At 62.6% G+C, this 11519-nt stretch carries 12 protein-coding genes; 9 read left to right on the forward strand and 3 right to left on the reverse strand.

The features are described 5' to 3' along the window. The 4 genes from E5W70_RS21735 to E5W70_RS21750 all read left to right on the forward strand — a co-directional run. The coding region (locus E5W70_RS21735; protein ID WP_292662183.1) for a LysM peptidoglycan-binding domain-containing protein at nt 1-478 on the forward strand (478 nt) is incomplete at its 5' end. A gap of 59 nt (nt 479-537) precedes the next feature. Then, entirely contained in the window at nt 538-912 is a 375-nt protein-coding gene (locus tag E5W70_RS21740; RefSeq protein WP_292662186.1) for a metalloregulator ArsR/SmtB family transcription factor, read from the forward strand. 20 nt (nt 913-932) lie between these two features. Next, nucleotides 933-2819 (forward strand): ABC transporter ATP-binding protein/permease, encoded by a 1887-nt coding sequence (locus E5W70_RS21745; RefSeq protein WP_292662189.1) that lies wholly within the window; start codon nt 933-935, stop codon nt 2817-2819. A 90-nt stretch (nt 2820-2909) separates the two neighbouring features. Continuing rightward, nucleotides 2910-3257: an antibiotic biosynthesis monooxygenase gene (locus E5W70_RS21750; RefSeq protein ID WP_292662192.1), complete on the forward strand. Its 348-nt coding sequence runs from the start codon at nt 2910-2912 to the stop codon at nt 3255-3257. 6 nt (nt 3258-3263) lie between these two features. On the opposite strand, the gene E5W70_RS21755 is transcribed toward E5W70_RS21750, so the two are convergent. After that, nucleotides 3264-4094: an SMP-30/gluconolactonase/LRE family protein gene (locus tag E5W70_RS21755; RefSeq protein WP_292662228.1), complete on the reverse strand. Its 831-nt coding sequence runs from the start codon at nt 4092-4094 to the stop codon at nt 3264-3266. 440 nt (nt 4095-4534) lie between these two features. Between E5W70_RS21755 and E5W70_RS21760 the strand changes: the two genes are divergently transcribed. From E5W70_RS21760 to E5W70_RS21775, 4 genes are all read left to right on the forward strand, one after another. Beyond that, a complete protein-coding gene (locus E5W70_RS21760; RefSeq protein ID WP_292662195.1) occupies nt 4535-5665 on the forward strand; it encodes a DUF4375 domain-containing protein in 1131 nt (376 codons plus the stop codon). A 137-nt stretch (nt 5666-5802) separates the two neighbouring features. Beyond that, a complete protein-coding gene (locus tag E5W70_RS21765; RefSeq protein WP_292662197.1) occupies nt 5803-6501 on the forward strand; it encodes a phosphatidylserine decarboxylase in 699 nt (232 codons plus the stop codon). 3 nt (nt 6502-6504) lie between these two features. Further along, nucleotides 6505-7320, forward strand: coding sequence for a phosphatidylcholine/phosphatidylserine synthase (locus E5W70_RS21770; protein WP_023719846.1), 816 nt, complete (start codon nt 6505-6507; stop codon nt 7318-7320). Nucleotides 7321-7553: 233 nt separating this feature from the next. Beyond that, the gene (locus tag E5W70_RS21775) at nt 7554-7817 is read left to right on the forward strand and encodes a hypothetical protein (RefSeq protein ID WP_292662201.1); all 264 of its coding nucleotides are present in this window, start codon (nt 7554-7556) and stop codon (nt 7815-7817) included. 122 nt (nt 7818-7939) lie between these two features. Here E5W70_RS21775 and E5W70_RS21780 read toward each other — a convergent pair whose 3' ends face one another. Both E5W70_RS21780 and E5W70_RS21785 read right to left on the reverse strand, forming a co-directional pair. Continuing rightward, the gene (locus tag E5W70_RS21780) at nt 7940-10162 is read right to left on the reverse strand and encodes an AMP-binding protein (protein ID WP_292662204.1); all 2223 of its coding nucleotides are present in this window, start codon (nt 10160-10162) and stop codon (nt 7940-7942) included. A 140-nt stretch (nt 10163-10302) separates the two neighbouring features. Then, entirely contained in the window at nt 10303-10710 is a 408-nt protein-coding gene (locus E5W70_RS21785) for a 4-oxalocrotonate tautomerase family protein (RefSeq protein ID WP_292662206.1), read from the reverse strand. A gap of 114 nt (nt 10711-10824) precedes the next feature. Between E5W70_RS21785 and E5W70_RS21790 the strand changes: the two genes are divergently transcribed. Continuing rightward, nucleotides 10825-11519, forward strand: a 695-nt coding sequence (locus tag E5W70_RS21790; protein WP_292662231.1) for a LysR substrate-binding domain-containing protein, incomplete at its 3' end; no start/stop codon positions are given.

An 11519-nucleotide genomic window follows, 5' to 3' on the forward strand; every position in this document is an offset into this window, starting at 1 on the left:
GTTCGAACGCGAGCCGGGCGAGGCGGTTGCCGCCGTCGCGCCCGCCGAGCCAAAGCCTGCCGAGATAAAACCAGCCGAGCCGAATGCTCCGGCGACCAAAGCCGCGCCGGCTACACCGGCAACAGCCGCCGAAACGCCCGCAACTGCGCCCACTCCTGCCACCGAGGCCCCGGCCGAAATGGCCGCCACAACGCCTTCGGGCGAAACTCCCGAGACGGTGGCTCCAAAGCTCGAACATGCCGATGGCGCAGTCATTATCCGCCGCCATGACACGCTGTGGCGGATTTCGCGGCGGGTCTATGGCCAGGGCATGCGCTACTCGACCATCTATCTCGCCAACCAGGACCAGATCAGCAATCCGAACCGCATCTGGCCGGGGCAGGTGTTCAAGGTGCCGCAGAAATCGAAGGAAGGCGAGTCCGCCGATCTCAAGGCAATGGGTGACCAGATGACGACGGCGCCAGCCAAGGCCGAGTAGCGTTCTGCCCATCAGGATAGCTTGCAGCAGGGCCAGTCATCGTTTATCGCCGATGGACGATGACCGAATCCCCCCTCGTAACGGACCGACGCCGCGCAGCAGATGAACACGCGCCGGCCAACTGCACGCCGGCCAACTGTACGCCGGATAGCCGCGCCGTCGCTGTCCGGCTCGCGGCCCTTTCGCATCCAGCGCGGATCGACATTCTCAAACACCTTTCCGCCAACCGTTCCTGCTGCTGCCGCGAGGTCGTCGAGCATCTCGACCTGGCGCAGTCCACCGTTTCCCAGCATTTGAAGATACTGGTCGAGGCCGGGCTGATCCGCTTCGAGCCTGACCGCCAGCGCTCGCGCTATGAACTCGACCGTGCCGCGCTCGCCGATGTTTCCGCATCGTTAGCCGCGCTGGTCGATTCCTGCTGCTCCGGCCGCTAAGATATAAAAGGTAAACAAGAATGGCCGAGAAAACCGTTTCCGCCGATTCCGGCTCGACCTTCAGAACGTTGCGCAATCTCTGGCCGTATATGTGGCCGGCCGACCGCGCCGATCTGAGGGCGCGCGTGGTGTGGGCAACCGTACTGCTGGTTGTCGCCAAGCTGACCCTGGTAGCCGGGCCCTATTTCTTCAAATGGGCGACGGACGCGCTGGCCGGCGATAGCAAATCGCCGCCGCCGCTGCCGGCCTTCCTGCTGGCGCCGGTCATGCTGGTCGTCGCCTACAATGCCGTGCGGCTGGTGCAGCTCGGCTTCAACCAGTTGCGCGACGCCCTGTTTGCACGGGTCGGCCAGCATGCGGTGCGCCGGCTCGCCTTCCGCACCTTCGTGCACATGCACGAACTGTCGCTGCGCTTCCACCTCGAACGGCGCACCGGCGGACTGTCGCGCGTCATCGAGCGCGGCACCAAGGGCATCGAGACGATCGTCCGCTTCACCATGCTGGCCACGGCGCCGACAATCGTCGAATTCGCGCTCACCGCCGGCATCTTCGCCGTCACCTATGGCTGGCTATACGTCTTGGTGATCGCGGTCACGGTATGGCTCTATGTCTGGTTCACCGTCAGGGCGAGCGATTGGCGTATTTCGATCCGCCGCGAGATGAACGACAGCGACAATGAAGCCAGCACGAAGGCGATCGATTCGCTGCTCAACTACGAAACAGTCAAATATTTCAACAACGAAGCCATGGAGGCCGAGCGCTTCGACCGTTCCACGGCGCGCTATGAGGTGGCGGCGACCAGGACGTGGACCTCGCTTGGCTGGCTGAACTTCGGCCAAGGCGTCATCTTCGGCATCGGCATGACCGTCGTCATGGTGCTGTCGGCGCTCGAGGTGAAGGCAGGCACACAGAGCGTCGGCGATTTCGTCTTCGTCAACGCCATGCTCATGCAACTTTCTGTGCCGCTCAATTTCATTGGCATGATCTACCGCGAAATTCGCCAGGGCCTGACCGATATCGAAAACATGTTCGATCTGCTCGACGTCAAGCGCGAGATCGTCGATCGGCCGGGCGCCAAGCCACTGGTCGTTGAAGCCGGCAAGGTCGAGTTCCGTGACGTGCATTTTTCCTACGACCCCAACCGCAAGATTCTGAAGGGCATCAGCTTCGAGGTGCCGGCCGGCAAGACGGTGGCCATCGTCGGCCCCTCCGGAGCCGGAAAGTCGACCATTTCGCGGCTTTTGTTTCGTTTCTACGACATTCAGCGCGGCAAGATTCTGATCGACGGCCAGGACATTCGCGACGTCAAGCAGGAGAGCTTGCGCGCCGCCATCGGCATGGTGCCGCAGGACACGGTGCTGTTTAACGACACCATCGCCTACAACATCCGCTACGGCCGCATCGGCGCCAGCGAGGAGGATGTGCGCAAGGCGGCAGAACTGGCCCAGATCGGACCGTTCATCGAGCGGCTGCCCGACGGCTATCGCTCAATGGTCGGCGAGCGCGGGTTGAAACTGTCCGGCGGCGAGAAGCAGCGGGTGGCGATTGCCCGCACCATCTTGAAGGCACCGCCGATCCTGATGCTCGACGAGGCGACCTCGGCGCTGGACAGCCACACCGAGCAGGAGATCCAGGCGGCACTCGACCTGGTCAGCCAGGGCCGCACCACCCTCGTCATCGCCCATCGGCTGTCTACAGTGATTTCGGCCGACGAGATCATCGTCCTGCAGGACGGCCAGATCGCCGAACGCGGCACCCATGCCGCCTTGATGGCCAAGCGCGGCCTTTATGCATCGATGTGGGACCGCCAGCGCGAGGCAAGCGAGGCCGAGGAGCGGCTGCGCATTGCCCGCGAAAGCGATGAGTTCGGCGTCGTCGTCCGCCGCCGCACCTCGGAGGTGAGCTGAAAATTCGTGCTTGACCTCAACTTAAGTTGAGATCGTAGGCCGTTTTGGATCGCAGCAACATGCGTGGTTCAAAAAACGGAGACAATCGATATGAATGGGATAAATCAGGCAGTTAGTGGCGGCAGCGTATTCCGGGTGGACAAGTTTGTCGTTCCGGCCAACGCCCGCGAGGAGATTCTTGCCAAGGTCCGGATGACGCATGAATTGCTGCGCCAGCAGCAAGGGTTCGTCCAGGATTTCCTGCTTGAGCAATTCTCGGGGCCGGGCGAGTTCAACCTCGTGACCATTGTCGAATGGGAAGGGCAGGCCGCTGTCGACAAGGTCGTGCCGATCATCAAGGCTGCGCATGAGCGCATCGGCTTCAATCCTCAGGAGACCATTGCGCGACTTGGCGTCAAGGCCGATATCGCCAACTATCAGCGGATTCCCGGGGTGTAAGCTCTTCTACGGCCAGCCCGCGCCCGGCGCGGTAGCCTCGATGCTGAGCACCTGACCGGTACGGGCATCGCTGATCATATGTTCGAAGCCGCGCCATTCGGCGGCCACGATGAACAGCGTTTTTCCCTCGCTGCCGCCGAGCATGCAGGCAAAGCAGCCGCGATCGACGTCGACGCTTTCGCGCATCGCGCTGCCCTCGCGCACCCGCACGCAATGCCGGTTCGGAACATCGGCGTACCACGCCGCACCTTCGGCATCGAGGCAGATGCCGTCGGGAAAACCGTTTCCGAGATTGGCCCAGACCCTCCGGTTGGAAAGGCCACCATCGGCAGCGATGTCGAAGGCGGTCAGCCGGTTGGCGTGGGACTCGGCAACGATCAGTGTCTTGTTGTCAGGCGTCACTACCATGCCATTGGCGAAGGCGAGGTTCTCAGCCACCAGCTGAACCGAGCCGTCAGGTGCAACCAGCACGATGGTGCCGGGGCCGAAATGCTGGCCGGGAGCCGGAGCAGGCCCACCGCCATTGACATAGATGTTGCCGCGTCCATCGACGACGATCTCGTTCCACGGGCCCTTTGATAATTGTCTCAGATCGGCATGGGTGACCAATGTTCCGTCTGCCTCCTGCCTAAGGACCAGCCCTTCGCGGCCGGAGACGACAAGCAGCCGCCCGTCCAGAAGCCAGTCGATGGAATAGGGCAGGGTGGCCGGCACGGTGAGCACGATCTCGCTGTTGCCCAGAGCGTCAACGGCGATGATCTGGCCTGTGCCCCAGTTGCAGAACCACAGCCGGCCATCGTGCCAGCGCGGCGACTCGCCGAAGGCCAAGCCGTTCATGACGATGTGCGCTGTCTTCGATGCTGGTTTTGACGGTGGCACGACTGGCTCCCTTGTTGCACGACATTTAGTGCCTCGCTGCTCTTTTTGGAGCCGCCGCGAAGCGCTGTCCTACCAAGGACGGGCGACGGAGCCATGTTCCGACATGTCCTTCAGGATTTTCTTGGTGGTTGGCGTATCTTCCTCGCGCTGCGCCTTGGAAGGCGTCGACAAAATCAGATCAGCTTGAATGCCTTTCTACTTTCTCGGCAGATGACATCGTCTGCCGTCAATAATCCGCCAGCTGTTGCTTGTGCGATTCACGAAAGCATTTGGATGTTTGGATTTTTTTCGCGCAAGCCTAAGAAGACGCCCGGGCAGCCGGCGCCGCCTTCTGCAGTCCGTCGGAAGTCAGCCTGCCGCTGCTCGTTGTGGTGCGTCGCTCGGCCGTGGAAGTCGCAATGGACGAGCCCTTCGATCTCGTCTTTGCAGTCGAGAGGTTCACACAAACTATGGTTTCTGAAGGGCTCTACCGTCATCCGGAAATCAGCCCAAAGGCGATGCAGGTCTATCACGCGGACTTGTATTCGGCCGAGGTGAAAAATGGCGGTCACAGCCAATTCATCTATAATGCAGGCCAGGAAATCCAAGCCATCATCGCCAGCGCCCGTGCCGGCCTCGCCGCCATCGGCGCGAAGGGGCAGTTGGCAACTCTGGAAAAGATGTCCGTTTGGGTCGCCGAGCATCCTGATGAAGCTGCAGGACAGACCGGCTTCGAGGGCGGCCGCGAGGACTTTCTCGATACGCTTGATGATGTTTTCTACGATGCCGACGAGGCTGAGCCGATGCAGGGCCTGATGGCACGTTGGATCGCCTCATGGCCTGATCTGAAAATTGTCGCTGATGATGACTACGACGATGTCATACATCAGTTGGCGATGACCAATCCCCAGCGCGCCGGCAGGCTTCTTCATCGGTCGGTTGCAAAGCTGGCGCGCCAGATGATCGGCTGGCGCGCTGTGGGTGCCGCCCTTGCCTGCGCCAAGCTCTCGCCACCGGAAGTCAAGCTGGCGTTCGGCATGGCGAGGGTGCTGAATGTCGAGGGCGAGCAGCAGATGACTTACCAACTCCGCACCAGCGCGAAGGAGCCTAGGCTGTGTGTCGTTACGGACGCGTACGCTGCTATCTATGAACATATCGCGCCGGAGGATCCGCCCGTCGTACGCATAGGTGAGAACCCGTTTGGAGCTAACGCACCACGTATCGGCACCAGGCTTGCCCGTGTAGAGGCATCGGAGATCACCACTGTCGTCAATCTGGCAGAGGAATACCACGCCCCGGTCGCCATTGACCTTTTGCTGCGCAAAGCAGGATTTGATCCGACCGACGCCATCGTCTCCGCAAATTCGGTAGTGCCGAAAGATGAAGGAGCGGTCTTGAACTGGGTGGTGATTGCTGGCGGCAATGCTTTCTTTATCCAATCGTCTCCTAACGGAAGTGCATTGTTGCGCGGCAAGGACGGCGCAAAGCTGGCGGAGGCCGGGATGTCTGAGCTTGAGGAGCATTTTGCCCGCTCTGCCGCTGCGGGCTGAGCCGCTGCTGCACATTCTGCCTAAGCCTACTCCACGGCTACGGCACTGGGGCCGGAGACCGCTCCCATTGTCGCGTTGCGACCGCGGGGTGTTTCCGCTATTGAGGCCGGACTTGGAACCAAGGTTGCCCTGATCCCATGAGCCTCGTTGACACGATCAAGAATGCGTTCGTTCCGATCCATCGCGAGGGTTATCCCTTTATCGCCGCGTTCGGCGCGGCGACGCTTTTTCTTGGCTATTTCTCCTCGACCCTGTTCTGGATCGGTTTCATCCTGACCGCCTGGTGCGCTTATTTCTTCCGCGATCCCGAGCGTGTCACGCCGATCGACGACCGGCTGGTTGTCAGCCCGGCCGACGGCATCGTCTCGGCGGTTGGCCCGGCCGTGCCGCCGCGCGAGCTTGGCCTCGGCGGCGGCGAAATGACCCGCATCTCGGTATTCATGAACGTCTTTTCCTGCCACGTTAACCGCTCCCCGGTGCGTGGCCGCATTTCCAGGATCGAGCATCGGCCAGGAAAATTCCTCAACGCCGAACTCGACAAGGCAAGCACCGAGAACGAGCGCAACGGGCTGGTCATCGAAAGCCCCAATGGAACAGTCGCCGCGGTGCAGATTGCCGGCCTGGTGGCGCGGCGCATCGTCTGCTGGGCCGAGCCCGGCGGCGCCATCGGCACCGGCGAGCGCTTCGGGCTGATCCGCTTTGGCTCGCGCGTCGACGTATTCCTGCCCTCGACCGCGACGCCGCGTGTCGCCGTCGGCCAGACCGCGGTTGGCGGTGAGACGGTGCTGGCGGAATTCGGCGGCGTTGCCGCAACGCCGCTCGTGCGGGTCTCCTGACCGGTGGCGCCGCCGTTCAAGAAATTCGAGGCGCATGGCGGCGGTGGCCCGCGCATTCGCGAAATCCCGATGCGCATGGTGCTGCCCAATCTGGTCACCGTGCTCGCCATCTGCGCCGGCCTGTCCGGCATCCGCTTCGGCTTCGAGGGCCGCTTCGAGCCGGCGGTGGTGATGGTGCTGCTCGCCGCCTTCCTCGATGGTATCGACGGCCGTCTGGCGCGAATGCTGAAGGCGACTTCCAAATTCGGCGCCCAGATGGATTCGCTGGCCGATATCGTCAATTTCGGCGTGGCACCGGCGCTGGTGCTCTATGCCTTTCTGCTCGACAGGGCAGGTTCGCCGGGCTGGATCGCGGCGCTGCTGTTCACCATCGCCTGTGGGATGAGGCTTGCCCGCTTCAACGTGCTCGACGAAGAGCTCGATCGTCCGCAGTGGCAGACCGAATATTTCGTTGGCGTGCCGGCGCCGGCGGGTGCGGTGCTGGTGATGCTGCCGCTCTATCTGTTCTTCCTCAGGCTTGGCCTTGAACCCAGCCGCCTGGCAGCCTTCATTGCCACCGGCTTTACAATATTGGTGGCGTTCCTGCTGGTCAGCAGACTGCCCGTCTATTCCGGCAAGAGCGTCAGGATACCGGGCGACAGGGTGCTGCCGATCATCCTCGCAGTCGTCCTCTACGTCCTGCTTTTGATGACCTATCCCTGGTACACGCTGACGGCCTCGGTTGCCGGCTATCTGCTCTTCTTGCCGTTCAGCGTGCGCGCCTATTCGAGACGCGCCAAGCGCGAAGGCGAGAAGGTGCCGTCCTCGGACATTGGCTGACAGATTTGGTGCCAATTCCTCCTGCGCCTGGCAGTGCACGAAAAGGGTCACCAGTTTAGATCAGGGAGCGGCTCGCAGCGGACGCGGCGCTGTGGAGGGCATCGCCGCGTTTTCGGAACTTGCTGGGCGCCTGACCGTTTGTGTCGGTAGATCCGTTTGAGCGGCTGCTCGTGATATGTCGTCAGCGTCGCGCAAGCTGCCGCATCGGCAGAACCATCGGAAAACGAGGAGAAATGGCTGTCATCCTCATTGGCGTGTTACTGACTGTCGCCGGCCTTGTCTATATGGCGGTAGCAGCCATCATGCGCGGGCGGCTCAGTGAGCCGACCGCTGTGTCCACCGCGCCGGATAGCGCGACGCCTAATCTCGCAACACCAGGTCCAACCTTGGAGCCGCGGCGGCGCGGGCTCCGTTTTCTCGGCCTGTCGCAGAACTGGCCGGGCCTGCTGATGATGGCCGTCGGCGCCATTCTGCTGTTGTCGGTGGTGGTCTTCTAATGCATGTCGCGCAAAAGTGTGCAGCGGTTTTGCGATAACGGCATGCATAAAAGCAAGAATCTAAAGCGCGTCGCACAAGGTAGGTCGAACGCGACGCGCTTTAGAGCTCTCGACAGCAAACCTCAGGCGGCTGCGCTCAGTCCCAGTCTCTCGAGTGCCAGCTTTCTAGTCGAGACATAGTCGGTCTTGCCGGAGCCCAGTACAGGGATCTCCTCGACCTTGACGATGTCGTTCGGCACCATCAGTTCGGCCGCGCCGGCTTTTTTGCCGAATTCGCGCAATTCGTCGGGATCGGCATTGTCGGCGGTGGTGACGAGAACGAGGCGCTCGCCGCGCCGCTTGTCCGGCACCGCCACCACGGCGTGATGCTCTTCCGGCCACAGCGACTGCACCAGCATCTCGACCGCACCAAGCGATACCATCTCGCCGGCTATCTTGGCGAAGCGCTTGGCGCGGCCGCGAATGGTGATGAAGCCTTCGCGATCGACGGAAACGATATCGCCGGTGTCGTGCCAGCCTTCGAGCGGCTGCAGCTCGCCAGGCCGGTCGCCAGTCATGTAGCCCATCATCAGGTTCGGCCCGTCGAGCCACAGCCGGCCGCCGTCGCTGATGCCTTCGACCGGTTCGAGTTTCATGCGCATGGCCGGCAGCAGCCGCCCGACCGTGCCGTCGCGGCCGTGGATGGCTGTGTTGACGGCAACCACCGGTGCGGCCTCGGTCAAGCCAAAGCCTTCGATGATCTCGGCCTGGAAGCGTTCGCGATAAACCCGGCGCGTCTCCGGCTTTACCGCTTCGGCACCGGCCACGACGAAGCGCAGGCTGGAAAAATCGCCGTCCTTGGCGGTGCGGGCATAGTTGGCGAGGAACGTGTCGGTGCCGAACATCACCGTCGGCCGGACCTTGCGCGCCACCTCCGGAATAAGCTTGTAGTGGAGCGGTGAGGGGTAGAGGAACAGCTTTACTCCGGTGACCAGCGGCAGGATGGTGCCGCCGGTCAACCCGAACGAGTGGAACACCGGTAGCACGTTGAGCAGAATGTCGGCCGGCGAGATAGTGATGCGGGCTTCCGCCTGCATCGCATTGGCAAGAAGGTTCCGGTGCGACAGCACCACGGCCTTGGGCGTGCCTTCCGAGCCGGAGGTGAACAGGATCACCGCCGGCTTGGCCGCATCCTGGCGCTGCAACGGCCGGCGCCACAGCAACGCGGCTGCGGCCTTGTCCAGGACGGTCACACTTGCGCGAACATCCTCCAGCCACAGCAGTTTCGCCCCGCCCTTTTCCACCGCCTCGACGATGTCGACGAGGTTGGCCTTTTCGACAAAGGCGCGTGAGGAGACCACGGTCCGGATCACCGCCGTGCGAATGGCGGCGGTGACGCTCGCCGGGCCGGCGGTATAGTTGATCATCGCTGCCACCCGCGCAGCCGACAAAAGTCCGACGAACGACAGCACGACGCCATTGGCGTTGGGCAGGAGCAGCCCAACCGCTTCGCCCGGCGCTGTTATTGCCTCGAAGCGGCGGCCCAAAACCCTGGCGCCGATGAACATTTTCCGGTAGCTCAGCGCACCGCCAATGACGTCCTCGATAATTGGGTGCGAAGCGCCAACACGGTCGGCGGCATCGCGCATGGCGAGAAACAGGCCGCGATCGAGATCGCTGCCGAAAAGCCTGGCCTCGGCGAAGCGGTCAAACAGCGCATTGGTGTTGGAGGCCTGATCTGGGTTCCGCGCCACCAGCTCGGCGATGGTCATCGGCTCCAGCGCGCTGATCGACAGCTGCGGAAACCAATGGCGCGGCGCCTTGTCCGCCGGCGTCAGCGAAGCCGGCAGGCTGCGTGCGCCGGCAACAAAGACCGGCACGATGCGGGCGTCGGCCTGCATGGCGATACGGGTGATCGCGCGAAACAACCGAAACGACTTGACGTCGGGCTCGACTGCATCCGGCAGGTAAACGGCGAGCCGGCCCTTGCCCTTCAGCACCCGCACCAATCTGCGGCTGACGAAGACATGCTCGGCGTTGAAGGCGATGGTGCGGCCGAGCTCGCGCCACGGCTCCAGCCACGGCGATCCGGCCGAAGCCTGATCGAGGATGTGCAGCGTGTCCTCCGGCAGCAGCGACAGCATCAGCGCCGGCTCGATGCGTGACTGATGCCAAATGACGTAGATGACGGGGGCCGCCGACCTGCGGGCAATCTTGATGCGCTCGTCGCTGATCCGGTAGGCGAGCTTGAACGGCACGTAGAGCAGCGCCTGGCTCAAACGCAGGCCGAGGCGGAACTTCTCCACCACGCCGATCAGCAGCCAGGCCGCGACAAGACCCGCAAGCAGCGCCAGTGTCAGGATCATCGCCGCATCTCCCAACGATCTCACGTCGCGGCTCTTCACTGGCCGCTTCGGGTGAGAACCTAGCCGAAGTTGGATCAACGTCAATGCGGCTCCATTTTTCCTTCTCTCCTGTCATCACTTGGCTCGGCTGCCTATCGCAGCTACGCCGCTTTCATCCTTCCGCTGATGAAGCGGAATTCCTGCGTCTTGCCGCCAAAGCCGTAGGCGGCCGCAGGCACTTCATGCACGAGGGCGTAGCTTTCCTCATGCACCTTGCCCAGCAGCCGGCCGAATGCGGCGAAAATTGCCTGCAGATAGGCCTCCAGTTCGAGCTTGGTGTTGGTGCCGTCGACGACCTTGATGTCGAGCCAAGCCGTGTTGGCGCCATGCTCGGCCAGCGACTTGCCGCCGGCGAACCAGTGCTCGGGTTCGTGATAGGAAATGGCAACAGCTGTAATCGTCGCGTCCTTGCGCAGATGCGTGGCCGTCAGTTCGGTCACCTCCTTGGCAATGGCGGCGGACAAAGCGGCATCGGGCTTGCCGGTAACGCTGACATTGATGATCGGCATATTTCTTCTCCTCGGTTTCAAGCGGCGCATCTTCGCGGTCGAGAAAATCATGCCATCGTCCTTTGATCAAAAAAATCGAATTGTTTTTGATAAACACTTTGATAATACCGAATTATGCAGATGTTCGATCCCGACCTCCTCAAGACTTTCCTCGCTTTCGTCGATGGCGGTTCCCTGGCGCGGGCCGCGTCGATCGTCGGTCGCTCGCCGTCCGCAGTGACCGCGCAGATGCAGCGGCTGGAGGATGTTGTCGGCGAACCGCTGCTGGTGCCGCAAGGGCGAGGGCGCGGCCTGACGCCGGCAGGCGAGGATCTGATCGTTCACGCGCGACGCATCCTTGCCGCGCACCGTGAGGCGTGGCTGGCCCTCAAAGGGGCGCATGCCGACGGGCGCGTCGCCATCGGCACCACGCAGGATTTCGCCGACAGCGGCTTGCCGCAGCTGCTCAGGGCTTTTGCTGTCAGCCATCCGCGCGTCAGGATCGAACTGCGCGTCGGCCGTTCCGCCGAACTGGCGCAGGCTTTGCAGGCCTCCACCCTTGATCTGGCCATTGCCATGCGGCAGGTGCCGACACGGGACGAAGTCGGTGTGCTCAAGGAACCAATGATCTGGCTTTGCTCACAGAACGGGCTGGCCACCCGCCACGACGAGCTGCCCTTGGCGCTGCTCGATCCCCATTGCGGGTTTCGCGAAGCGGCGACCAGTGCACTCGATGCGGCCGGCCGTCGCTACCGCATTGCTGCCGGCAGTGCCAGCCTTGCCGGCCTGCGCACGGCGGTGCACGCCGGCATCGCCTTGACGTTGAGGAC

Origin of the sequence: Mesorhizobium sp. (genome assembly GCF_005063415.1) — a bacterium.
In the GTDB taxonomy this organism is placed as follows: Bacteria; Pseudomonadota; Alphaproteobacteria; order Rhizobiales; family Rhizobiaceae; genus Mesorhizobium.

What these genes read in the sequence shown, in the direction of transcription:
- E5W70_RS21740 (WP_292662186.1), top strand. Translation starts at nt 538, where the DNA reads ATGACCGAATCCCCCCTCGTAACGGACCGACGCCGCGCAGCAGATGAA.
- E5W70_RS21745 (WP_292662189.1), top strand. Translation starts at nt 933, where the DNA reads ATGGCCGAGAAAACCGTTTCCGCCGATTCCGGCTCGACCTTCAGAACG.
- E5W70_RS21750 (WP_292662192.1), top strand. Translation starts at nt 2,910, where the DNA reads ATGAATGGGATAAATCAGGCAGTTAGTGGCGGCAGCGTATTCCGGGTG.
- E5W70_RS21755 (WP_292662228.1), bottom strand. Translation starts at nt 4,094, where the DNA reads ATGAACGGCTTGGCCTTCGGCGAGTCGCCGCGCTGGCACGATGGCCGG.
- E5W70_RS21760 (WP_292662195.1), top strand. Translation starts at nt 4,535, where the DNA reads ATGGACGAGCCCTTCGATCTCGTCTTTGCAGTCGAGAGGTTCACACAA.
- E5W70_RS21765 (WP_292662197.1), top strand. Translation starts at nt 5,803, where the DNA reads ATGAGCCTCGTTGACACGATCAAGAATGCGTTCGTTCCGATCCATCGC.
- E5W70_RS21775 (WP_292662201.1), top strand. Translation starts at nt 7,554, where the DNA reads ATGGCTGTCATCCTCATTGGCGTGTTACTGACTGTCGCCGGCCTTGTC.
- E5W70_RS21780 (WP_292662204.1), bottom strand. Translation starts at nt 10,162, where the DNA reads ATGATCCTGACACTGGCGCTGCTTGCGGGTCTTGTCGCGGCCTGGCTG.
- E5W70_RS21785 (WP_292662206.1), bottom strand. Translation starts at nt 10,710, where the DNA reads ATGCCGATCATCAATGTCAGCGTTACCGGCAAGCCCGATGCCGCTTTG.